Here is a 23,384-nt window from a genome sequence, read left to right as displayed (position 1 = left end):
TCGATTATCTCTATGCCGATGGGCACCTGAAGCAGGGTACTCTGGTGGCGATTAACGCCGAAAAAAATGCTGACTGCGGAAGATGATGCCGAGGTTCGCGCACTGATCGATGCAGCAGAGTTCAAATACGCCGACGGCATCAGCGTGGTGCGTTCCGTGCGTAAAAAATACCCGCAGGCGGAAATATCTCGCGTCGCGGGGGCCGATCTCTGGGAAGCGCTGATGGCGCGCGCAGGTGCCGAGGGGACGCCGGTTTTTCTGATAGGTGGTAAACCGGAAGTGCTTGCCCAGACGGAAGCGAAGCTACGCCAGCAGTGGCAGGTGAATATTGTTGGCAGCCAGGACGGATACTTTGCTCCGGAGCAACGCCAGGCGTTGTTTGAGCGTATTCGCGATAGCGGGGCACAGGTGGTGACCGTGGCGCTGGGCTCACCGAAGCAGGAAATCCTGATGCGCGACTGCCGGAAAGTCTATCCCAATGCGCTCTACATGGGCGTTGGCGGCACCTATGATGTGTTCACCGGTCACGTGAAGCGTGCGCCGGCATTCTGGCAAAACCTGGGACTTGAGTGGTTGTACCGTCTGCTCTCCCAGCCAAGCCGCTTCAAACGCCAGCTCCGCCTGCTGCGCTATCTTCGCTGGCATTACACCGGCCAGCTGTAAATCCCGCCTTACTTTCTGGAAGTTTTGGTCTATTTTTGAGCAATGCTTCCAGATTTTTAATACTTTGTTTGCCATTTCGTAAAAATTGTTAAACCATTCGCTGCCTGAAGGGCGGTCTGCCTGTTTTTTTGACTGCCTTTCACCATCCGATAGAGCACGTTATCCATAACAATAACCGGCAAAGACCGGGCAATTGCAAACACAAGAGGACCTATGGCAGAGAATAAACCGGAGCTTCAGCGCGGTCTTGAAGCCCGTCATATCGAATTAATCGCCCTTGGGGGCACCATCGGCGTTGGCCTGTTCATGGGCGCGGCAAGCACCCTGAAATGGGCTGGCCCGTCTGTACTGCTGGCCTACATCATCGCTGGCCTGTTCGTTTTCTTCATCATGCGATCGATGGGGGAGATGCTGTTCCTTGAGCCTGTCGCAGGCTCCTTCGCCGTGTACGCGCATCGCTACATGAGTCCCTTCTTCGGCTACCTGACCGCCTGGTCGTACTGGTTTATGTGGATGGCGGTCGGGATATCGGAAATCACCGCCATCGGCGTTTATGTACAGTTCTGGTACCCGGAACTACCGCAGTGGATCCCGGCGATTATCGCCGTGGCGATGGTTGCGCTGGCGAACCTGGCGGCGGTCAGACTGTACGGTGAGCTGGAATTCTGGTTCGCTATGATCAAAGTCACCACCATCATCGTGATGATTATTGTCGGGCTTGGGGTCATTTTCTTTGGCTTCGGCAATGGTGGGCATTCGGTAGGTTTCGGAAACCTGACCGAGCACGGTGGCTTCTTTGCCGGTGGCTGGAAGGGGTTCCTGACGGCGCTATGTATCGTGGTGGCGTCCTATCAGGGCGTTGAGCTTATCGGTATCACGGCAGGCGAAGCAAAGAACCCGCAGGTCACGCTGCGCAGCGCGGTCAGTAAGGTGCTGTGGCGTATCCTGATTTTCTATGTGGGCGCTATCTTTGTGATTGTCACCATCTTCCCGTGGAACGAAATTGGCAGCAACGGCAGCCCGTTCGTCCTGACCTTTGCTAAGATTGGCATTACGGCTGCGGCCGGGATCATTAACTTCGTTGTGCTGACGGCGGCACTTTCCGGCTGTAACAGCGGCATGTACAGCTGCGGACGTATGCTCTACGCCCTGGCGAAGAACCGCCAGCTGCCCGCTGCCGTGGGTAAAGTTTCCCGCAGCGGTGTACCGGTTGCCGGGGTGGCAATTTCAATTGCAATTCTGTTGTTGGGCTCCTGCCTCAACTACATTATTCCTAACCCGCAGCGCGTGTTTGTCTATGTCTATAGCGCCAGCGTTCTGCCGGGCATGGTGCCGTGGTTTGTGATTCTGATTAGCCAGCTGCGTTTCCGTCAGGCGCATAAAGAGGCGATCGCCAGCCATCCGTTCCGCTCCGTGCTGTTCCCGTGGGCAAACTATCTGACAATGGCGTTCCTGGTGTGCGTGCTGATTGGCATGGGCTTTAATGAAGATACACGTATGTCGCTGTTTGTCGGAGTCCTCTTCCTTGCTGCTGTAACGCTTATTTATAAGGTTTTTGGCCTGCACCGCCATGCCGTAGCGGAGAAAGTGGGGGAATAAGCAGCAAAATGAGCAAAGCATGACCAAACGATAATTTTCTTTAAAAAGGCACTAGACAGCGGGGTAGGAAGTCCGTATTATCCGACCCCGCAACGGCGCTAAGCGCCCGTAGCTCAGCTGGATAGAGCGCTGCCCTCCGGAGGCAGAGGTCTCAGGTTCGAATCCTGTCGGGCGCACCATTTACCCGGTGCTAGAGCTGCGGTGGTTTTAAGACCGCGTAAAAGATTTGTAGTGGTGGCTATAGCTCAGTTGGTAGAGCCCTGGATTGTGATTCCAGTTGTCGTGGGTTCGAATCCCATTAGCCACCCCATTATTAAGAAGTTGTGAATTGCGAAGGTGGCGGAATTGGTAGACGCGCTAGCTTCAGGTGTTAGTGTTCTTACGGACGTGGGGGTTCAAGTCCCCCCCCTCGCACCACGACTTTATAAAGAATTGAACTAAAAATTCAAAAAGCAGTACATCGGCGAGTAGCGCAGCTTGGTAGCGCAACTGGTTTGGGACCAGTGGGTCGGAGGTTCGAATCCTCTCTCGCCGACCAATTTTGAACCCCGCTTCGGCGGGGTTTTTTGTTTTCCGTGAATCGTCAAAAGCATCTGTCGTTAAGGCAAAATCCCCTGTCGCTGAGCGGCGACACGCAATTCTCTGATTTCCATTCATTCTTTAAAAACAGCCGATTAACGTCGCTGTTCAGCGACATCTCATCAATTCTTAAAGGTTGTGAACCCCCGCATTCTGGGGATGCAAATCTGGCACGGCGTGTGCAATAATATGCGTGTAGATGCTCATTCCACCTCTTATGTTCGCCTTAGTGCCTCATAAACTCAGGAATGACGCAGAGCCGTTTACGGTGCTTATCGTCCACAGACAGATGTCGCTTCGGCCTCATCAAACACCATGGACACAACGTTGAGTGAAGCACCCATTTATGTTGTCAAACAGACCTGTTTTAACGCCTGCACAGTTGTGCAGGCGTTTTTTTATGGGTGACGGGGAGGATTACTGCGGGTTGTTCTGCAGGGTTAACATCAAACCGTCGCGACGCATCAGGGCCGCTTCTTCTGGTTGATGTAAACGATCGAGAGTGTCGGCAAGCCAGGCGTAGTCATAGGCATCCGGGCGCTGCTTCAGCGCCGCGCGGAATGCGATGCTCGCTTCCTGCCACTCACCGTGCTTCATTAACGATTGTCCCAGCGTGCTCCACAGCAGCGGGCGATCGCCTACCGCTTTGATCTGCTGACGCAGCACTTTCTCCAGCTGTTCCGGGTTGTTGGTCTTCAGACGCGGAATAAGCGCGACCAGGCGGTCATCATACTGGCGTTTCAGCCCATCGATGATTATCTGCTGCGCGGTGTCATGGTCATCACATTCGATGAGGTGCTCGGCCATGGCGACCTGTAGCGCCACCTGCTGGCGGGTTTTACGGCTCTGGTTCTTCCACCAGTTGCGCAGACCTTCGCTACCCTGGTCGGCGCGAGCCTGATCCATGATCCCAATCCATGCCTGCTGCTCAAGCGCCTGACGATGCTCTTCATCACCGACGTTGGCTTTCGCCATAGATGGAATGATATCCAGCAGCGAGGTCCATGCCCCGGTGCGAATATAAGCCTGCTCGGCCAGACGCAGTACTTCAGGATGGCGTGGGGTAATTTCCAGCAGTTTATCCACGCCATGACGCGCGGCGTGATTTTCCTGGCGGGCAAGCTGCAGACGTACGCGGGCAATTTCAACAGGAATGATGTCGTTGCCGGCAAGCTCTGCCGCACGCTCGAGATGCTGATTCGCCCGGGCTTCATCGCCGCGCTGCTGGGCCGCTTCGGCGGCCAACAGATAGTTCACTACCGGCTGTTCGGCGTGATCGGCGTTCTTACTCATCAGCTTCTCAACCTGCTGATAATCACCTTCTGCCAGCTTCAGCAGCGCCTGCTCGGTTTGTTTACGGGCACGGCGACGCTTACGGCCAACGAACCAGCCGCGGGTGTGCGCCCCGGTGCGGAAAAGGCGGCGCAGGATCCACTCGATAGCGAACAGCACCACCATGGTCAGGATCAGGATTATCACTAAACCGGTGACGCTGGTTTCAATGTTGTAGGTATCCGTCTGGATAAGAACGTAACCCTGATGGCCCGCCAGCATCGGGCCAAGTACGATCCCGGCAATCAGCAGTGCAAAGAGTAATAATACTTTCAACATAATTATTCTCCCTGCGGCGCGGCGGCGGCCGGTGCTTCAGCCTGCGGAACCGCGCTAGCCGGTGCTGACGGCTGTGCCAGCAGGTTACGCACGCGGGTCTGCATCAGTTTTTCCATGATCGCCTGACTTTGCAGCGTCTCCGGCACGTTCATGGTAATGCTTTGCTGGCTGAGTCTGTCGATCTCTTCCAGGAAGGCCTTGGTGGTAGCGTCTTCGGTGTCGTAGTACGCCCGCACCCAGGTAGAGACGTTATCCAGCGCCTGCTTGTAAGTCTCTTCCTGATGGCGCGGCACTGCCTGTGCGGCAACCAGCAGACGAGAACGGATGTTCTCGCGCAGATAGATATCCTGATTCGGCGCCAGCAGCGGTACGGCGGTCTCATCACGACGGCGAATAGTGATAAAGCTGTCCATAAAGTTCTGCCAGCTCTTCTGCAGGTTCACCCGCCACTCGCCGAGCGAGCTGGAGAGCTCTGTGCCATCGTCATCCATCGGGGAAGAGTCATCATTGTTATCCGCAAGACGCAGATTATCTATCTGATTCGCCAGTTGGTTAACTTTCAGGATGATGCCGTCGTAATCGACCTGCGCCACGCCGGACAGGCTGGCGATATCGTCGGTAATGGCACGACGCGCGGTGATAAGACTTGGATCATTCATGTCGGCGAGGCTGGCGTCGGCGCTTTTCAGCAGCGCCGCAGCGGTGGTAACGTCCTGATCGCTCCAGAGCTTGCGCCCCGCCAGTTTAACCAGGAAATCGGCCTGAGCCAGCAGCCAGGTTTTGGCGTCGCTCCCGGAGATAGTCATCACTTTCTGCTGCAGTTCGTCGAGCTGTTTTGCCATCGCTTCCTGCTGACGTGCCGCGTCAGTCAGCCGATCGGCCTGCTGTTTGATGATGCCATCCAGCTCGCTCTTTTGCGTTTCCTGCGCCTTTTGCAGCGCAATCACCTGGTTTGCCAGCGTATCGTTGGCCGTCGTTTGTGACGCCGCCTGCTGTTTTCCCCAACCGTAAAGGCCCACGCCTGCGGCCAGCGCAATGGCGATAGCGACAGCGCTCAGCACCAGGCTGGTTTTATTGCCGTTGCCTTCCTTTGCGGTTTTAGATGGCTGTTCGACTTTTTCTGGCTGTGGCGCGGTGTCCACGGCCTCCCTGGTCTCTTCAACCACGGCGGAGGAATTTTTTTGTTCCGTCATTATGGCTTCCAGTTTTGAGAGTTATTGTAACGCGCGCAGCAGCGCATCGTTGTCGGCGCTATCAGCGACCTGAACGTCATGCCAGCCTAATTCTTTGGCGAGGCGCGCCAGGCGTTCGCTGACAACCCAAAGCCGACAGCGGAGTAGCCAGTTTTCGCGATACCACGGCGGGGTTAGCGACCAAATCTGTTGTAACATTTCTCCGCTGGTGATGACCAGCGTGGTCACGCCGCGGGAGTGCCAGCGCAGGGCCTCTTCCGCACCGTCGTAGTGTATCGCTGTTCGTTGATAACATTCACAAAAAGTCACTTCAGCACCGCGTGCCGTCAGCGTTTCGCCGATAAGCTCGCGGCCGCCGTTACCGCGCAAAATCAGCGCTTTATTGCCAGCAACGTTTTGTAATTCAGGTAATTGTAGCAAGACTTCACTGATTTCCCGATCCTGAGGATAACGAATCTCAGCGCCACTCTCTTTGTGCAGCGCCAGGGCCGTCGTTCGACCGATGGCAAAGTAGTGCGGTGTAAGCGGCCAGCTGGACTGGTGCTTGTTGAGCTCAGCGCTGGCAAAAGTGACCGCATGTTGTGAGAGGGCAAAAACGAGATCGGTATCGGTGAGAGCGGCAAGCCGGGCCGGAAGCGATGCCAGCTCCCGTCCGGGGGTAAATTCGATGAGAGGAAAGCTCCAGGCCACTCGCCCCAGTGTGCGCAGGCGGCTCACTAAATCTTCTCCCTGAGGAGACGGGCGGGTGACCAGTATACTCATGCCGGGGACTCTCCGTCGTAAACCGCAGCCAGAATGCTGCGCGCACCGTTATCCAGTAATTCATCTGCCAGAGAAATGCCCATTTGTTCGGCAGTTTCGGGTTTGCCGCGACGCTCGCCGCGAATAGTTTGTGAACCGTCGGGTGCACCGACCAGCGCACGCAGCCAGAGTTCGCCGTTGTTCAGTTCAGCATAGCTGCCAATAGGCACCTGGCAACCACCCTCGAGGCGCATATTCATTGCGCGTTCAGCGGCAACGCGAACGGCGGTGTCGTGATGATTCAGCGGTGCCAGCAGAGCGCGGGTCTGTTCGTCGTCAAGGCGGCACTCAATCCCCACCGCGCCCTGGCCCACGGCCGGGAGCGATTGTTCCGGCGACAGCGCCATCCGCACACGTGATTCAAGGCCGAGGCGTTTTAGCCCGGCGACCGCGAGGATAATTGCATCGTAGTCGTTGTTATCCAGTTTGCTGAGGCGCGTGCCGACGTTGCCGCGCAAAGAACGGATAATCAGGTCCGGGCGCTGGGCGGCCAGCTGGCACTGGCGGCGTAAACTTGACGTGCCGACGACGCTGCCGGCGGGCAGGTCGTCGAGCGAGGCAAAGCGGTTAGAGACAAAAGCGTCACGTGGATCTTCACGCTCGCAAATCGTCACCAGACCGAGCCCTTCCGGGAAATCAACCGGCACATCTTTCATCGAGTGGACGGCGATATCGGCCCGGTTCTCAAGCAACGCCAGCTCTAACTCTTTGACAAAAAGCCCTTTACCGCCCACCTTGGCCAGCGGCGTGTCGAGGATGACGTCGCCGCGCGTGATAAGCGGCACCAGTTCTACCTGCAGACCGGGATGACAGGCCATCAGGCTGTCTTTAACATAATGTGCCTGCCAGAGCGCAAGAGGGCTTTGACGTGTGGCAATTCTCAAAACTTTGTCTAACATGCTTGTTACCGTCATTATCGTCCACTGTTCATCCTAACATTGTTGCCTTAAGGATGTCAGTTTTCACGGTTTTTGCGGATAGAGGGAAGCGGACGTGTCGCGTCATTGCACTGCGGATGACACAACTCGCCGGACCGTATTGCGGAGTTTACGCGTTTTATTCAGTGCTACACTTGTATGTAGCGCATCTTTCTTTACGGTCAACCGGCAAGGTGTTAAATTGATCACGTTTTAGACCATTTGTTCGTCAATGCGACAACAACGAAAACGACGACAAACGGTAACGGTTGTTTTTTGACTTACTGTAACCCTCCGTATCCCCCGCGGTTTACCCGCTTTCTGATACGCCGGGTTTGAACATCAGGCGAAATGTCTTGTACCTCTATATTGAGACACTTAAACAGAGACTGGATGCCATCAATCAATTGCGTGTGGATCGCGCGCTTGCTGCCATGGGCCCTGCTTTCCAGCAGGTCTACAGTCTACTGCCGACATTGTTACACTATCATCATCCGCTGATGCCGGGTTACCTCGACGGTAACGTTCCCTGTGGCATTTGCCTTTACACGCCTGATGAAACCCAACGCCACTACTTAGACGAACTCGAACTGCACCGCGGTATGCCGCGTCAGGACACGCCGCAGGGTGAATTGCCTATCACCGGTGTCTACACCATGGGCAGTACCTCTTCGGTGGGGCAGAGCTGTTCGTCTGACCTCGATATCTGGGTCTGCCACCAGGCCTGGCTCGATAACGAAGAGCGCCAACTTCTGCAGCGTAAATGCAGCCTGCTTGAGAGCTGGGCGGCATCCCTCGGCGTTGAAGTGAGTTTCTTCCTGATTGACGAAAACCGCTTCCGCCATAATGAAAGCGGCAGCCTTGGTGGTGAAGACTGTGGTTCAACGCAGCACATTTTGCTGCTCGACGAATTTTATCGCACCGCGGTGCGCCTCGCCGGGAAACGTATTCTGTGGAATATGGTGCCGTGCGCGGAAGAAGAACATTACGACGACTACGTGATGACGCTGTACGCCCAGGGCGTACTGACGCCGAACGAATGGCTCGATCTCGGCGGTATGAGCTCGCTGTCGGCGGAAGAGTACTTCGGCGCAAGCCTGTGGCAGCTCTACAAAAGTATTGATTCCCCGTATAAAGCAGTGTTGAAAACGCTGCTGCTGGAAGCCTATTCCTGGGAATACCCCAATACCCGCCTGCTGGCGAAAGACATTAAACAGCGCCTGCACGACGGCGAGATTATCTCCTTTGGTCTCGATCCGTACTGCATGATGCTGGAGCGCGTCACTGAGTATCTGAAGGCTATCGAAGACGAAACCCGTCTCGACCTGGTTCGCCGCTGTTTCTACCTCAAAGTCTGCGAAAAACTGAGCCGCGAACGCGCCTGCGTGGGCTGGCGACGTGAAGTGCTGAGCCAGCTGGTGCAAGAGTGGGGCTGGGACGACGCCCGCCTGACGATGCTCGACAACCGTGCTAACTGGAAGATTGACGAAGTACGAAACGCGCACAACGAGCTGCTCGATGCGATGATGCAGAGCTACCGTAACCTGATCCGCTTCGCGCGCCGTAACAACCTCAGCGTTTCTGCAAGCCCGCAGGATATCGGTGTACTGACCCGTAAACTGTATGCCGCTTTCGAAGCGCTGCCGGGTAAAGTGACGCTCGTGAACCCGCAAATTTCGCCGGATCTTTCCGAGCCGAACCTGACGTTCATCCACGTGCCGCCGGGCAGAGCCAACCGTACCGGTTGGTATCTCTATAATCGTGCGCCGAATATGGAGTCGATCGTCAGTCATCAGCCGCTGGAATATAACCGTTATCTTAATAAGCTGGTGGCCTGGGCCTGGTTTAACGGCCTGCTGACCTCACGTACCCGTCTGTTTATTAAGGGCAACGGCATCGTTGACCTGGCAAAACTGCAGGAGATGGTGGCCGACGTATCGCACCACTTCCCGCTGCGTCTGCCGGCGCCCACGCCAAAAGCGCTCTACAGCCCTTGCGAAATCCGCCATCTGGCGATCATCGTTAACCTCGAATATGACCCCACGGCCGCGTTCCGCAACCAGGTGGTACATTTCGATTTCCGTAAGCTGGACGTCTTCAGCTTTGGTGAAGAGCAAAACTGTCTGATAGGCAGCGTCGATCTGCTGTACCGAAACTCGTGGAACGAAGTGCGTACGCTGCACTTCAACGGCGAACAGGCGATGATCGAAGCACTGAAAACGATTCTCGGCAAAATGCACCAGGATGCCGCACCGCCGGACAGCGTTGAGGTGTTCTGCTACAGCCAGCACCTGCGCGGCCTGATCCGTACCCGCGTACAGCAGCTGGTGTCAGAATGCGTTGAGCTGCGTCTCTCCAGCACTCGTCAGGAAACCGGGCGCTTTAAAGCGCTGCGCGTGTCGGGCCAGACCTGGGGCCTGTTCTTCGAGCGCCTGAACGTGTCGGTGCAGAAGCTGGAAAACGCCATCGAGTTTTACGGTGCTATTTCTCATAACAAGCTGCACGGTCTGTCGGTACAGGTTGAGACCAACCACGTCAAACTGCCGTCAGTGGTCGATGGTTTTGCCAGTGAAGGGATCATCCAGTTCTTCTTTGAAGACACCAGTGATGACAACGGCTTCAACATTTACATTCTTGATGAGACTAACCGGGTAGAGGTGTATCACCACTGCGAAGGCAGTAAAGAGGAGCTGGTGCGTGACGTCAGCCGCTTCTACTCGTCGTCGCACGATCGTTTTACCTACGGCTCCAGCTTCATCAACTTCAACCTGCCGCAGTTCTACCAGATTGTGAAGGTCGACGGGCGCGCGCAGGTTATCCCGTTCCGCACCCAGACGGTGGGGCCGGTTACCGCCGAGAGCCAGGAAAACGCGGCGCCGCTGCTGCAGCAGTATTTCTCCTGAGCCATCGCAAACCCGGCAAGCGTTTAGCGCTACCGGGCAATGCTGTTAGCGGAAACTTACGTCCTCACCTGCCTGCGCAGTCGCCGCTTTCTCCAGTAAACTCCAGAACTCTTCGCCGCTGCGATCGCAGATCCACTCATCTCCTTGCAGAGAAAAGTGGTAGCCGCCCTGTTTAGTTGCGAGCCATACCTGATGCAGCGGCTCCTGACGGTTGATGATAATTTTGCTACCGTTTTCGAAGGAGAGCGTTAGCACGCCGCCGTTAATTTCGCAGTCGATATCGCTGTCGCCGTCCCAGTCGTCGAGACGCTCTTCAATGGTGAGCCACAGGGTATCTGCCAGGCGATGAAATTCACTGTCGTTCATTGTCGTTTCCCATTTTTTAGTGATGCGGCAGTATACCGTGAAACATAATGCGTTGCAGTCGGGCGCTAAACGCTTGCTTTTACGTCTTCTCCTGCGATGATAGAAAACAGAAAGTTTGAACAACAGGCACTTTAAGAATGAAAAACGTGTACCGAACGCTCGCCGTATTACTGACGATGTTCAGCCTGACCGGCTGCGGCCTGAAGGGGCCTCTCTATTTCCCGCCGGCAGATAAAACCGCGCCGCCGCCGACCAAACCGGTCGACAGCAAAACTCAGAGTACCTCGCCGGATCGTAACGATCGCGGTGTTGATGGTGGGCCGACTCAGGTCAATCTCTGACGGTTCCAGGCGGTTTCTGCGTGAGTGGGGTGAATGATGCAGTTCTCTAAAATGCATGGCCTGGGCAACGACTTTATGGTCGTTGATGCGGTGACGCAGAATGTGTTCTTTTCTCCGGAGCTTATCCGACGGCTGTCGGACAGGCACCTTGGCGTGGGTTTCGATCAACTGCTGATCGTGGAACCCCCGTACGATCCGGAGCTTGATTTTCACTACCGCATTTTTAATGCTGATGGCAGCGAAGTTTCCCAGTGTGGTAACGGGGCGCGCTGCTTTGCGCGTTTCGTTCGCCTGAAGGGCCTGACCAACAAACGTGATATTCGGGTCAGTACCGCGAATGGTCGCATGGTGCTGAGCGTTACCGACGATGACCTGGTGCGTGTCAACATGGGCGAGCCGAACTTTGAGCCCTCTCAGGTGCCATTCCGCGCTAACAAAGCGGAAAAGACCTATATCATGCGCGCTGCGGAACAGACCATCATGTGCGGCGTGGTGTCGATGGGCAACCCGCACTGTGTGATTCAGGTTGATGACGTCGAAACGGCGGCCGTCGAAACGTTGGGTCCGGTGCTGGAAAGCCACGAGCGTTTCCCGGAACGGGCCAATATCGGATTTATGCAGGTCGTCAAACGCGACCATATTCGTCTGCGCGTCTATGAACGTGGCGCAGGGGAAACTCAGGCCTGCGGCAGCGGTGCCTGCGCGGCCGTTGCTGTTGGTATTCAGCAGGGGTTGCTGGCAGAAGAAGTACGCGTGGAATTACCAGGCGGGCGATTAGATATCGCCTGGAAAGGTCCGGGTCAACCGTTGTTTATGACTGGCCCGGCGGCACATGTCTACGACGGGTTTATTCACTTATGAAACAAGTCGGGGAAGAACAGCAGGACGAAATCGCAACGCTTAACGATCGCGCCGTGGTGGAGTACCTGTTGCAACATCCTGAGTTTTTTATCCGCAACGCCCGCTGGGTGGAGCAGATGCGGGTACCTCATCCGGTGCGCGGGACCATCTCGCTGGTGGAGTGGCATATGGCGCGGGCGCGGAATCACATCAACGCGCTCGAAGAGAATATGTCGATGCTGATGGAACAGGCGACGGAGAACGAAAGTTTGTTCTATCGCCTGCTGCATCTGCAAACCCGGCTGGCCGCGGCTGAAAGCCTCGACGATCTCCTTAATCGCTTCCATCGCTGGGCGCGGGAGTTGGGGTTAGCCGGTGCCACACTGCGTCTGTTCCCTGATCGCTGGCGGATTGGTGCGCCTTCCAGCGCCACCCGTCTTGCGCTTTCGCGCCAGGCGTTCGAACCGCTGCGTATTCAGCGACTGGGACATGAGCGGCACTATCTCGGCTCGCTGAACGGCCCTGAGCTGCTGCTGGTCCTGCCAGAAGCGAAAGCGATCGGCTCTGTGGCAATGTCGATGATGGGTAGCGATGGCGATTTGGGGATTATCCTTTTCACCAGCCGCGACGCGCATCACTACCAGCAGGGACAAGGCACGCATCTGCTGCAGGAAATCGCGCTGATGATGCCGGGGCTACTGGAGCGCTGGATTGAACGCGTATGACCGATTCTCCGCTGCACGAGCCGGTAACACGCTTTTTGCGTTATCTCGGCGTTGAGCGTCAGCTCAGCCCGGTCACGCTGCTGAACTATCAGCGTCAGCTTGATGCCGTCATTACGCTTGCCGGGGAAACCGGCGTAAAAAGCTGGCAACAATGTGATGCTGCAACGGTGCGTAGCTTTGCAACCCGCAGTCGCCGTAAGGGCCTTGGCCCGGCGAGTCTTGCGCTGCGGCTTTCCGCCCTGCGTAGTTTCTTCGACTGGCTGGTAAGCCAGGGGGAGCTGTCGGCGAATCCTGCCAAAGCGGTTTCTGCCCCGAAAACACCGCGCCATCTCCCTAAGAATATCGACGTTGATGACGTCAACCGCCTGCTGGATATCGACCTTAACGATCCGTTAGCCGTCCGCGACCGCGCGATGCTGGAAGTGATGTACGGGGCCGGGCTGCGTCTGTCTGAACTGGTTAACCTCGATATCAAAAACCTGGACCTGTCGACCGGTGAAGTGTGGGTGATGGGGAAGGGCAGCAAAGAGCGGCGTTTACCCATCGGGCGGAATGCGGTGGTGTGGATTGAGCACTGGCTCGATCTGCGCGGACTGTTCGGCGGCGATGACGAAGCGCTGTTTTTGTCGAAGCTTGGCAAACGCATCTCGGCGAGAAACGTCCAGAAGCGTTTTGCCGAGTGGGGCATCAGGCAAGGCCTGAACAGCCACGTTCACCCTCATAAATTGCGGCACTCGTTCGCCACCCATATGCTGGAGTCGAGCGGCGATCTGCGTGGGGTTCAGGAGCTGCTGGGGCATGCTAACCTGTCGACGACCCAAATCTATACCCATCTTGATTTTCAACACCTTGCCTCGGTGTACGACGCGGCGCATCCACGCGCCAAACGGGGGAAATAATGCGTTTTTACCGCCCATTAGGTCAGATTTCGGCTTTGACGTTTGACCTGGACGATACCCTTTACGATAACTATCAGGTGATCCGCACCACGGAACAAGAGTCGCTGGCGTTTGTGCAGAACTATCATCCGGCGATGAAGGGTTTTGAGAGCAATGACTTCCTGCAAGTACGCCAGGCGCTGCGCCGGGCCGAGCCGGAAATTTACCACGACGTGACCGAATGGCGACGTCGGGCAGTAGAGCAAGCGATGCTCAGCGCGGGATTAAGCCCGTCAGAAGCCAGCATTGGCGCGCATGCGGCGATGCTGCATTTTGCCCAATGGCGTAGCCGGATTGATGTGCCAGAAGAAACCCATGACACGCTCACCAGGCTTGCGAAAAAATGGCCGCTGGTAGCGATCACTAACGGTAACGCTCAGCCGGAGCTGTTTGGTCTCAATGACTACTTCCGCTTTGTGCTGCGCGCAGGCCCGGACGGGCGCTCCAAACCTTTCTCCGACATGTATCATCTGGCGGCGGAACGACTGGAAGTCCCGATCGAGCAAATTCTGCACGTCGGTGATGACCTCACCACCGACGTCGCCGGTGCCGTCCGCTGCGGGATGCAGGCCTGCTGGATCAACCTGCGAGAAGGGTCGTTGATGGAAATTCATGATAGCCGTCTGCTGCCGCACGTGGAAATTTCCCGGTTGGCATCCCTCACCACGCTGATATAATCACCAGTAACTCTGTATAAATTTCCAGGGGTTCTCTGAGCCCCGATATTCTCCGGCGGTGCCAATGGACGTTTCTTACCTGCTCGACAGCCTCAATGACAAACAGCGTGAAGCCGTGGCGGCGTCGCGCACCAATATGTTGGTCCTCGCCGGGGCGGGCAGCGGTAAAACACGTGTGCTGGTGCACCGTATCGCCTGGTTGCTGAGCGTAGAAAACTGCTCGCCGTACTCCATTATGGCGGTGACCTTTACCAACAAAGCGGCGGCGGAAATGCGCCATCGTATCTCTCAGTTGATGGGCACTTCCCAGGGCGGAATGTGGGTGGGGACCTTCCATGGTCTGGCGCATCGTCTGCTGCGTGCGCACCATCTGGATGCGAATTTGCCGCAGGATTTCCAGATCCTCGACAGCGAAGACCAGCTGCGTCTGCTGAAACGCCTCATCAAGGCGATGAACCTGGATGAGAAGCAGTGGCCACCGCGTCAGGCGATGTGGTACATCAACAGCCAGAAGGACGAAGGACTGCGTCCGCATCATATTCAGAGCTACGGTAATCCGGTCGAACAGACCTGGCAGAAGGTTTATCAGGCCTACCAGGAAGCCTGCGATCGCGCAGGGCTGGTGGATTTTGCCGAACTGCTGCTGCGCGCGCACGAACTGTGGCTCAATAAACCGCATATTCTTCAGCACTACCGCGAGCGTTTTACCAACATTCTCGTCGACGAATTCCAGGATACCAACAACATTCAGTACGCCTGGATCCGCCTGCTGGCGGGTGACAGCGGCAAAGTGATGATCGTTGGTGACGATGACCAGTCGATCTACGGCTGGCGTGGTGCGCAGGTGGAGAACATCCAGCGCTTCCTGAACGATTTCCCGGGCGCGGAAACTATTCGTCTCGAACAGAACTACCGTTCAACCAGCAACATCCTGAGCGCGGCTAACGCCCTGATTGAAAACAACAACGGGCGGCTGGGGAAAAAACTGTGGACCGACGGTGTCGACGGTGAACCTATCTCGCTTTACTGCGCCTTCAACGAACTCGACGAAGCCCGCTTCGTGGTGAACCGGATTAAAACCTGGCAGGACAACGGCGGAGCGCTGGAAAAATGCGCCATTCTTTATCGCAGCAACGCCCAGTCGCGCGTGCTGGAAGAGGCGTTGTTACAGGCGAGCATGCCATACCGTATTTATGGCGGAATGCGCTTCTTCGAACGCCAGGAAATCAAAGACGCCCTCTCTTACCTGCGCCTGATTGCAAATCGCAATGACGATGCCGCTTTTGAGCGCGTGGTGAATACGCCAACTCGTGGGATCGGCGATCGTACCCTTGACGTAGTGCGCCAGACTTCCCGTGACCGCCAGCTTACCCTGTGGCAGGCATGCCGCGAGTTACTGCAGGAGAAAGCGCTTGCAGGCCGCGCCGCCAGTGCGCTCCAGCGGTTTATGGAACTGATTGATGCGCTGGCGCATGAAACTGCCGATATGCCTCTGCACGTGCAGACTGACCGGGTGATTAAAGACTCCGGCCTGCGCACAATGTATGAGCAGGAAAAAGGCGAGAAGGGCCAGACCCGAATCGAAAACTTAGAGGAGCTGGTGACGGCAACGCGCCAGTTCAGCTATAACGACGAAGATGAAGATCTGCTGCCGCTGCAGGCGTTTCTCTCTCATGCCGCGCTTGAGGCGGGTGAAGGGCAGGCCGATACCTGGCAGGACGCGGTACAGCTGATGACGCTGCACTCGGCAAAAGGGCTGGAATTCCCGCAGGTGTTTATCGTCGGAATGGAAGAGGGGATGTTCCCGAGCCAGATGTCGCTCGATGAAGGCGGGCGTCTGGAAGAAGAACGTCGTCTGGCCTACGTCGGCGTCACCCGTGCGATGGAGAAGCTGACGCTGACCTACGCGGAAACGCGCCGCCTGTACGGTAAAGAGGTCTATCATCGGCCGTCACGGTTTATCGGCGAGCTGCCGGAAGCCTGCGTGGAAGAGGTACGCCTGCGCGCGACGGTGAGCCGTCCGGTCAGCCATCAGCGCATGGGTACACCGATGTCGGAGAACGATACCGGCTACAAGCTCGGCCAGCGCGTGCGCCACTCGAAATTCGGTGAAGGTACCATCGTGAATCTGGAAGGCAGCGGCGAACACAGCCGTTTGCAGGTGGCGTTCCAGGGGCAGGGTATCAAATGGCTGGTGGCAGCCTATGCCCGCCTCGAAACCGTGTAACTTTCAGAAAAATATCATTATTTTGTAATAATCTGCTAGCCTTATAAGCCAGAGGGGAATTTATACCTGCTGGCGTTTCGTTGCATGTTGACGCTGCATTAGTGCTGGCGTAACATGCGCGCACGATTACGCTAAGAGGACATTCGCCTTGGACACACCCAGTAGATGCTGGCTCAATTTCCTGTCAACCAGGAACAACTCCTAAGGCTATCCTCGAATGCTGATAGCCTTAGCGGTTGTCAGCGACCTGAATTACTCCCGTCGCGCTGAGTCAGGCTTAATGGTCTGAAACCCCATTTGTTTCTGTGTGCCCACCGAACTGTCCGATAATTTTTTGCATTGGGAGTCCCGGTCATGCTGAGCGCATTTCAACTGGAAAACAATCGCTTAACGCGTCTTGAAGCGGAAGAGATCAAACACCTGGCAAGTTCAGTGTGGGTTGACCTCGTCGAGCCAGACGACGAAGAGCGAAGCCGTGTGCAAACGGAATTGGGCCAGAACCTGGCTACCCGTCCTGAACTGGAAGACATCGAGGCCTCCGCGCGATTCTTTGAAGACGAAGACGGTCTGCACATTCACTCATTTTTCTTTTTTGAAGATGCTGAAGACCACGCCGGTAACTCCACCGTGGCATTTACCATTCGTGAAGGACGTCTGTTCACCCTGCGTGAACGCGAACTGCCGGCGTTTCGGCTCTACCGTATGCGCTCCCGTAACCAGGAGATGGTGGACGGCAACGCCTATGAGCTGCTGCTGGATCTGTTCGAAACCAAAATTGAACAGCTGGCGGATGAGATCGAAAACATTTACAGCGATCTGGAAAAACTGAGCCGCGTTATTATGGAAGGCCAGCAGGGCGACGAGTATGACGATGCGCTCTCGACGCTGGCAGAGCAGGAAGATATCGGCTGGAAGGTTCGTTTGTGTCTGATGGATACCCAACGCGCACTGAACTTCCTGGTGCGTAAAGCGCGTCTGCCGGCGGGTCAGCTGGAGCAGGCTCGTGAGATCCTGCGCGATATCGAATCCCTGCTGCCGCACAACGAATCCCTGTTCCAGAAAGTGAACTTCCTGATGCAGGCGGCGATGGGCTTCATCAACATCGAGCAGAACCGCATCATCAAGATCTTCTCGGTGGTATCCGTGGTGTTTCTGCCGCCGACGCTGGTGGCCTCAAGCTATGGGATGAACTTTGAGTTTATGCCGGAGCTGCGCTGGAGCTTTGGTTATCCCGGCGCGATTATTTTTATGATCCTCGCCGGGCTTGCGCCATATCTCTACTTCAAACGCCGTAACTGGCTCTGAGTGACGGCTTATCAGGCCTACATATTCTGCAGGCCTGATAACGCTACAGCCCTTTACGCGTCCTGCGTAACGTATACACCGCATCCATCACGAAAATCGCCAGCGCGACCCAGATAAACGCGAAGGTCAGCATCTTGTCTGCCCCCGGCACTTCGCCGTAAAACGTCACCGCCAGCAGGAACATCAGCGTAGGGCCAATGTACTGGAAGAATCCCAGCGTCGAAAGGCGCAGACGAGTGGCCGCACCGGTAAAGCACAGCAGCGGGATCGTCGTCACCACGCCTGCGGCAACCAGCAGCAGATTCAGCGACAGCGGGTTTTGCCCCATATGGCTGGTGCTGCTATCGGCGATACCAAACAGATAAATAGCAGCAACTGGCAGCAGCCACAGGGTTTCGAATAGCATTCCGGTTTGTGCATCCACGGCGATTTTTTTGCGTACCAGGCCGTAGAAGGCGAAGCTGAAGGCCAGCCCCAGGGCGATGAGCGGCAGAGAACCAAAAGTCCACAGCTGAACCAGCACCCCGCACGCCGCCAGGATCACCGCTAACCACTGCATGCGGCGGAAGCGTTCGCCTAGGAAAATCATCCCGAGCAAAATATTCACCAGCGGGTTAATAAAGTAGCCAAGGCTCGCTTCGAGCATATGGTGGTTATTCACCGCCCAGATGAAAAGCAGCCAGTTTCCGCCAATCAGCACCGCGGAGAGCGCCAGCATGAATATTTTCTTTGGCGTTTGCAGCAGGACCTTCACCCGCGGCCACTGGCGGCTGATGCTCATCAGCGCCACCATAAAGAAAAATGACCAGATCACACGATGGGTGAGGATTTCGTCGGCGGGAACGTAGTAAATCAGCTTGAAGTACGCCGGTGCGATACCCCAAATAAAATAAGCGGCGAGTGCGAGTAACACACCCAGCCGCGTTTGTTTAGCATCCATCGGTTAAATTCCTTGCAAAAATGTGAAGGGATTTTACTCGATAATGACGATTCAACCCACCATATACGTTGCCGTAGCGCTGGCAATATAGAGCTGTTCTTCGTTGTGCAGCTCAACACGGGCAACGGCCACTTTATTCCCGGCGCGCAGCAGGCTGCTGGTGGCGGTAAAGCGGTTACCGCGGCCAGGGCGCAGATAATCGACGCGCAGATCGATAGTCCCCATGCGCGACAGGCGCTGGCGCAGCTCATCCTCGTTAATGGTGTCATGGCGCGTCAGCGTGCTGCCAACACATACCAGCCCTGCAGCAACATCCAGCACTGACGCTATAACTCCGCCGTGCAAAATGCTCTGTGCCCAGTTGCCGACCATCATCGGCTGGTTGTTAAAGCAGAGCTCGGCGTACTCTTTTTCGTAGCGGGCAAGCTCCAGCCCCAGCGCGCGGTTGAAGGGCATGTGATAGACGAAAATTTCTCCCACCATCTTTAACGCCGCTTCCGCGGTTAATTCAGCAGACATAACAAGCCTTCCGTTGGTTAATGAAATGTTGATTTTATGCTTATGTATTGTTGTTTTCCACTTTAAGAACCGACGGGCAGGAAAGCAGGGCGTAACGATGTAGAATGAAACCAGAATAAAAATAGTGATAAAAATCTTAAGTTCAGGAGAACAATACTGATGAGGAAAACTCTGGGATGGTGGTTTGCTCTTGCCGGACTGCCGCTGACGGCGCTGGCGCAGGAAGCCACCATGAACACGGTCAAAGACACTCCAGCCGTGCGCGGCAGCATCATTGCGAACATGCTTCAGGAGCACGACAACCCTTTCGTGCTCTACCCCTACGAAAGCAATTACGTGATTTACACCTGGACCAGCGATCTCAATAAAGAGGCCATCCGCAGCTATGACTGGGCGGAGCATGCGCGTAAAGATGAGGTGAAATTCCAGCTGAGCCTGGCGTTCCCGCTGTGGCGCGGCATTCTGGGAGACAACTCGGTGCTGGGCGCCTCTTATACCCAAAAATCCTGGTGGCAGCTATCTAACAGCAAAGAATCGGCACCGTTTCGTGAAACCAACTACGAGCCGCAGCTGTTTCTCGGTTTTGCCACCGACTACCAGTTTGCCGGGTGGACGCTACGTGACGTGGAGTTTGGTTATAACCATGATTCAAACGGCCGCGCCGACCCGACCTCGCGCAGCTGGAATCGACTCTATACCCGCCTGATGGCGCAAAACGGCAACTGGCTGGTGGAAGTGAAACCCTGGATGGTTATCGGCAATACCACCGATAATCCGGACATCACCAAATATATGGGCTACTACCGCCTCAAAATTGGCTATCAGCTGGGTGATGCCGTGCTGAGTGCACAGGGGCAGTACAACTGGAACAGCGGCTACGGCGGCGCCGAGCTGGGCGTGAGTTACCCGGTGACCAAACACGTGCGCGTTTATACCCAGGTTTACAGCGGCTACGGTGAATCTCTTATCGATTACAACTTTAACCAGACGCGCGTCGGCGTTGGGGTTATGCTAAACGATCTGTTCTAAAGCATTGCAGTTTGGCGCGTAGGCGATGAAAATAGCGCCTGTTTTTAATTCGGGGAATGGGGTCACAGTGGCACAGGCGGAAGTATTTAATCAACAATCGCTGGCGAAGCAGGTTTTACAGGAGACCTTCGGCTACCAGCAGTTCCGCCCGGGCCAGGAAACCATTATTGAGACCGTGCTGGAAGGACGCGACTGTCTGGTGGTCATGCCCACCGGGGGCGGTAAATCGCTTTGCTACCAGATCCCAGCACTGGTGCTCGATGGCCTGACGGTAGTGGTTTCTCCGCTGATTTCGCTGATGAAAGACCAGGTCGATCAGCTACTGGCCAACGGTGTGGCTGCGGCGTGCCTCAACTCGACTCAGACCCGTGAGCAGCAGCAGGAAGTCATGGCCGGATGTCGGACAGGCAAAATTCGTCTGCTGTACATTGCACCCGAGCGTCTGATGCTTGATAACTTCCTCGATAACCTCAGCCACTGGAATCCGGTGATGCTGGCGGTGGACGAGGCGCACTGTATTTCTCAGTGGGGGCATGATTTCCGCCCGGAATATGCCGCACTCGGCCAGCTACGCCAGCGCTTCCCGGCGCTGCCGTTTATGGCGCTGACCGCCACCGCAGACGACACTACCCGGCTGGATATTGTCCGCCTGTTGGGGCTCAACGATCCGCTGATTCAGATAAGCAGCTTCGATCGCCCGAACATCCGCTATATGCTGATGGAGAAGTTTAAACCGCTGGATCAGCTCATGCGCTACGTGCAGGAGCAGCGCGGTAAATCGGGCATTATCTACTGCAACAGCCGCGCCAAAGTGGAAGATACCGCTGCCCGCCTGCAAAGCCGTGGGATCAGCGCCGGGGCTTACCATGCCGGGCTTGAAAATCACATCCGTGCCGAGGTGCAGGAGAAATTCCAGCGCGACGACCTGCAAATTGTTGTGGCGACCGTGGCGTTCGGGATGGGGATCAACAAGCCCAACGTGCGCTTCGTGGTGCACTTCGATATTCCGCGCAATATTGAATCTTACTATCAGGAAACCGGCCGTGCCGGGCGTGACGGCCTGCCGGCAGAAGCGATGCTGTTCTACGATCCGGCCGATATGGCGTGGCTGCGGCGCTGCCTGGAGGAGAAACCTGCCGGGCAACTGCTGGATATTGAACGTCACAAACTGAATGCGATGGGCGCTTTCGCGGAGGCGCAAACCTGCCGTCGTCTGGTGTTGCTGAACTACTTTGGCGAGGGGCGCCAGGAGCCGTGCGGCAACTGCGATATCTGCCTTGATCCACCAAAGCAGTACGACGGTCTGGAAGATGCGCGCAAGGCGCTGTCGACCATTTATCGCGTCAACCAACGCTTCGGGATGGGGTACGTGGTGGAAGTGCTGCGCGGGGCAAACAATCAGCGTATTCGCGAGCTGGGCCATGACAAACTACCGGTGTACGGTATCGGGCGTGAAAAAAGCCACGAACACTGGGTGAGCGTTATCCGTCAGCTGATCCATCTCGGTTTCGCGACGCAGAACATTGCCCTCCATTCCGCTCTGCAGCTGACCGAAGCCGCGAGGCCGGTGCTGCGCGGCGATGTCCCATTGGCGCTCGCGGTACCGCGTATTATCGCTCTGAAGCCGCGCGTGATGCAGAAAGCGGCGGTGGGCAACTACGATCGCAAGCTCTTCGCCAAGCTGCGTAAACTGCGCAAAGCTATCGCCGACGAAGAGAACATTCCGCCTTACGTGGTGTTCAACGACGCAACGCTTATCGAAATGGCCGAGCAGATGCCGCTTTCGGCGAGCGACATGCTCAGCGTTAACGGGGTCGGGATGCGCAAGCTGGAGCGTTTTGGTAAAGAGTTTATGGCGCTTATCCGCTCGCATGTTGACGGTGACGACGAAGAGTAGTCAGCCGGGCAAAAAAGTGCCAGTATGGTGACTCACTGAACTATTTCCCCGCGAGTTATTTATGTTGATGCTATTTCTGACCGTGGCGTTAGTGCACATCATTGCGCTGATGAGCCCGGGGCCGGATTTCTTTTTCGTTTCGCAAACCGCAGTGAGCCGTTCCCGCAAAGAAGCCATGATGGGCGTGCTGGGGATCACCGCCGGCGTGATGGTCTGGGCAGGCGTCGCGCTGCTGGGCCTGCACCTAATCCTCGAAAAAATGGCATGGCTGCATAACATCATTATGGTGGGCGGCGGCCTGTACCTGTGCTGGATGGGCTACCAGATGCTGCGCGGGGCGCTGAAAAAGCAGAAACCCACTACCGATGCCCCGCAGGTTGAGCTTGCCCAGAGTGGCCGGAGTTTTATCAAAGGGCTGCTGACCAATCTGGCAAACCCGAAGGCGATTATCTATTTCGGTTCGGTGTTCTCACTGTTTGTTGGTGACGATATCGGCGGAGCCGAGCGCTGGGGTATTTTCCTGATGATTGTGGTGGAAACCTTCGCCTGGTTCACCGTGGTGGCAAGCCTCTTCGCTTTACCAGCGATGCGCCGTGGCTATCAGCTGATGGCGAAGTGGATTGATGGCGTCGCCGGTACGTTGTTCACCGCCTTTGGTATCCACCTGATCCTCTCCCGTTAAGCATGTCGCGCTGTGGCCAGCAGCGCGCCAACCAGCATAAACAGCGATCCAAACGCTTTATTCAGGGCCTTCATTTGACGAGGGCCCTTGATCCAGGTCGCAATCCGCGTGGCGAGCGTCGCGTAGCCAATCATCACGATAATATCTACCGCAACGGTCGTCACGCCGAGCACCACATACTGCATAACCTGGGGCTGATTCGGGATAACAAACTGCGGGAAAAGTGCGGCAAGAAACACAATGCTCTTCGGATTAGTCAGATTGACGAAAACCGCGCGGCGGTAGAGCGTGCGGCGAGACTGCGTTTTTGCCAGCTGATTTAAATCGATAGCACCCGCCGCCCGCCACTGCTGAATACCGAGCCAGATAAGATAGGCGGCTCCGGCCCATTTCAACACTTCGAAGGCGAACACCGAGCGTGAGAACAGGGTTCCCAGACCCACACCGACCAGCAGGATGTGCACGCTAAGGCCGGTCTGCAACCCGGCAATCGACGCCGCTGCACCGCGATAGCCGTAGTTAAGAGCGGTCGTCATGGTGTTAATGGCTCCCGACCCTGGTGACAGACTAAAAATGACGGATGTCAGCAGATAGGCGAACCACCATTCGAAGGTCATGAGAAACTCCCGGAT

General features: G+C 56.1%; 21 protein-coding genes, 4 tRNA genes and 1 pseudogene. 18 read left to right on the top strand and 8 right to left on the bottom strand.

Features of this window, described 5'->3' with window-relative positions:
• From wecG to GYRE_RS03385, 6 genes and pseudogenes are all read left to right on the top strand, one after another.
• A pseudogene (gene wecG, locus GYRE_RS03410) lies at positions 1-663 on the top strand (lipopolysaccharide N-acetylmannosaminouronosyltransferase); the annotation flags it as partial.
• Positions 664-876: 213 nt separating this feature from the next.
• A complete protein-coding gene (thrP, locus tag GYRE_RS03405) occupies positions 877-2,262 on the top strand; it encodes a bifunctional threonine/serine APC transporter ThrP (protein WP_006816618.1) in 1,386 nt (461 codons plus the stop codon).
• A 102-nt stretch (positions 2,263-2,364) separates the two neighbouring features.
• A tRNA-Arg gene (locus GYRE_RS03400) sits at positions 2,365-2,441 on the top strand.
• A gap of 55 nt (positions 2,442-2,496) precedes the next feature.
• Positions 2,497-2,572, top strand: a tRNA-His gene (locus GYRE_RS03395).
• A gap of 20 nt (positions 2,573-2,592) precedes the next feature.
• A tRNA-Leu gene (locus GYRE_RS03390) sits at positions 2,593-2,679 on the top strand.
• A 44-nt stretch (positions 2,680-2,723) separates the two neighbouring features.
• Positions 2,724-2,800, top strand: a tRNA-Pro gene (locus GYRE_RS03385).
• A gap of 458 nt (positions 2,801-3,258) precedes the next feature.
• Here GYRE_RS03385 and hemY read toward each other — a convergent pair.
• The 4 genes from hemY to hemC are packed head-to-tail and all read right to left on the bottom strand — an operon-like array spanning position 3,259 to position 7,345.
• Entirely contained in the window at positions 3,259-4,452 is a 1,194-nt protein-coding gene (gene hemY, locus GYRE_RS03380; protein WP_038252990.1) for a protoheme IX biogenesis protein HemY, read from the bottom strand.
• A gap of 2 nt (positions 4,453-4,454) precedes the next feature.
• Positions 4,455-5,645: a uroporphyrinogen-III C-methyltransferase gene (gene hemX, locus GYRE_RS03375; protein ID WP_038252988.1), complete on the bottom strand. Its 1,191-nt coding sequence runs from the start codon at positions 5,643-5,645 to the stop codon at positions 4,455-4,457.
• Between the two features lie 21 nt (positions 5,646-5,666).
• Positions 5,667-6,407, bottom strand: a complete 741-nt coding sequence (gene hemD, locus GYRE_RS03370; RefSeq protein ID WP_038252986.1) for a uroporphyrinogen-III synthase — start codon at positions 6,405-6,407, stop codon at positions 5,667-5,669.
• On the bottom strand, positions 6,404-7,345 hold the full coding sequence (hemC, locus tag GYRE_RS03365) for a hydroxymethylbilane synthase (RefSeq protein ID WP_038252984.1): 942 nt from the start codon (positions 7,343-7,345) through the stop codon (positions 6,404-6,406). Before hemC ends, hemD begins: the two co-directional genes overlap by 4 nt.
• A gap of 374 nt (positions 7,346-7,719) precedes the next feature.
• Between hemC and cyaA the strand changes: the two genes are divergently transcribed.
• A complete protein-coding gene (gene cyaA / locus GYRE_RS03360) occupies positions 7,720-10,266 on the top strand; it encodes a class I adenylate cyclase (RefSeq protein ID WP_038252981.1) in 2,547 nt (848 codons plus the stop codon).
• Positions 10,267-10,311: 45 nt separating this feature from the next.
• Here the strand turns inward: cyaA and cyaY are convergent, their stop codons facing one another.
• Positions 10,312-10,632 (bottom strand): iron donor protein CyaY, encoded by a 321-nt coding sequence (gene cyaY / locus GYRE_RS03355; protein ID WP_006816611.1) that lies wholly within the window; start codon positions 10,630-10,632, stop codon positions 10,312-10,314.
• A 137-nt stretch (positions 10,633-10,769) separates the two neighbouring features.
• Here cyaY and lptM point away from each other — a divergent pair, with 137 nt between their 5' ends.
• From lptM to corA, 8 genes are all read left to right on the top strand, one after another.
• Positions 10,770-10,973 carry an LPS translocon maturation chaperone LptM gene (lptM, locus tag GYRE_RS03350; protein WP_006816610.1) on the top strand — a complete coding sequence of 68 codons (204 nt, stop codon included), beginning with the start codon at positions 10,770-10,772 and terminating at the stop codon, positions 10,971-10,973.
• A gap of 36 nt (positions 10,974-11,009) precedes the next feature.
• Positions 11,010-11,834: a diaminopimelate epimerase gene (gene dapF, locus GYRE_RS03345; protein WP_038252992.1), complete on the top strand. Its 825-nt coding sequence runs from the start codon at positions 11,010-11,012 to the stop codon at positions 11,832-11,834.
• A complete protein-coding gene (locus GYRE_RS03340) occupies positions 11,831-12,538 on the top strand; it encodes a DUF484 domain-containing protein (RefSeq protein WP_006816608.1) in 708 nt (235 codons plus the stop codon). The genes dapF and GYRE_RS03340 overlap by 4 nt, the downstream gene beginning before the upstream one ends.
• Positions 12,535-13,437, top strand: coding sequence for a tyrosine recombinase XerC (gene xerC, locus GYRE_RS03335; protein WP_038252977.1), 903 nt, complete (start codon positions 12,535-12,537; stop codon positions 13,435-13,437). The genes GYRE_RS03340 and xerC overlap by 4 nt, the downstream gene beginning before the upstream one ends.
• On the top strand, positions 13,437-14,153 hold the full coding sequence (gene yigB / locus GYRE_RS03330; protein WP_006816606.1) for a 5-amino-6-(5-phospho-D-ribitylamino)uracil phosphatase YigB: 717 nt from the start codon (positions 13,437-13,439) through the stop codon (positions 14,151-14,153). Before xerC ends, yigB begins: the two co-directional genes overlap by 1 nt.
• Before the next feature lie 64 nt (positions 14,154-14,217).
• Positions 14,218-16,380, top strand: coding sequence for a DNA helicase II (gene uvrD / locus GYRE_RS03325; protein WP_038252974.1), 2,163 nt, complete (start codon positions 14,218-14,220; stop codon positions 16,378-16,380).
• A 148-nt stretch (positions 16,381-16,528) separates the two neighbouring features.
• The gene (gene ysgD, locus GYRE_RS25245; protein ID WP_350338171.1) at positions 16,529-16,585 is read left to right on the top strand and encodes a YsgD/CorL family protein; all 57 of its coding nucleotides are present in this window, start codon (positions 16,529-16,531) and stop codon (positions 16,583-16,585) included.
• A 149-nt stretch (positions 16,586-16,734) separates the two neighbouring features.
• The gene (gene corA / locus GYRE_RS03320; RefSeq protein WP_006816604.1) at positions 16,735-17,685 is read left to right on the top strand and encodes a magnesium/cobalt transporter CorA; all 951 of its coding nucleotides are present in this window, start codon (positions 16,735-16,737) and stop codon (positions 17,683-17,685) included.
• Positions 17,686-17,728: 43 nt separating this feature from the next.
• Here the strand turns inward: corA and rarD are convergent, their stop codons facing one another.
• Positions 17,729-18,625: an EamA family transporter RarD gene (rarD, locus tag GYRE_RS03315; protein WP_006816603.1), complete on the bottom strand. Its 897-nt coding sequence runs from the start codon at positions 18,623-18,625 to the stop codon at positions 17,729-17,731.
• 51 nt (positions 18,626-18,676) lie between these two features.
• The gene (yigI, locus tag GYRE_RS03310) at positions 18,677-19,144 is read right to left on the bottom strand and encodes an acyl-CoA thioesterase YigI (protein ID WP_006816602.1); all 468 of its coding nucleotides are present in this window, start codon (positions 19,142-19,144) and stop codon (positions 18,677-18,679) included.
• A 159-nt stretch (positions 19,145-19,303) separates the two neighbouring features.
• Between yigI and pldA the strand changes: the two genes are divergently transcribed.
• From pldA to rhtC, 3 genes are all read left to right on the top strand, one after another.
• A complete protein-coding gene (gene pldA / locus GYRE_RS03305; RefSeq protein WP_038252972.1) occupies positions 19,304-20,173 on the top strand; it encodes a phospholipase A in 870 nt (289 codons plus the stop codon).
• A 67-nt stretch (positions 20,174-20,240) separates the two neighbouring features.
• On the top strand, positions 20,241-22,070 hold the full coding sequence (recQ, locus tag GYRE_RS03300; RefSeq protein WP_038252970.1) for an ATP-dependent DNA helicase RecQ: 1,830 nt from the start codon (positions 20,241-20,243) through the stop codon (positions 22,068-22,070).
• 61 nt (positions 22,071-22,131) lie between these two features.
• Entirely contained in the window at positions 22,132-22,752 is a 621-nt protein-coding gene (gene rhtC, locus GYRE_RS03295; RefSeq protein ID WP_038252968.1) for a threonine export protein RhtC, read from the top strand.
• Here rhtC and rhtB read toward each other — a convergent pair.
• On the bottom strand, positions 22,749-23,369 hold the full coding sequence (rhtB, locus tag GYRE_RS03290) for a homoserine/homoserine lactone efflux protein (protein ID WP_006816598.1): 621 nt from the start codon (positions 23,367-23,369) through the stop codon (positions 22,749-22,751). The two genes, rhtC and rhtB, sit on opposite strands and share 4 nt — an antisense overlap.
• Positions 23,370-23,384: the final 15 nt, after the last annotated feature.

It is taken from the genome of Yokenella regensburgei ATCC 49455, assembly GCF_000735455.1.
GTDB lineage: Bacteria > Pseudomonadota > Gammaproteobacteria > Enterobacterales > Enterobacteriaceae > Yokenella > Yokenella regensburgei.
This window is presented reverse-complemented; position numbering and strand designations above follow the sequence as displayed.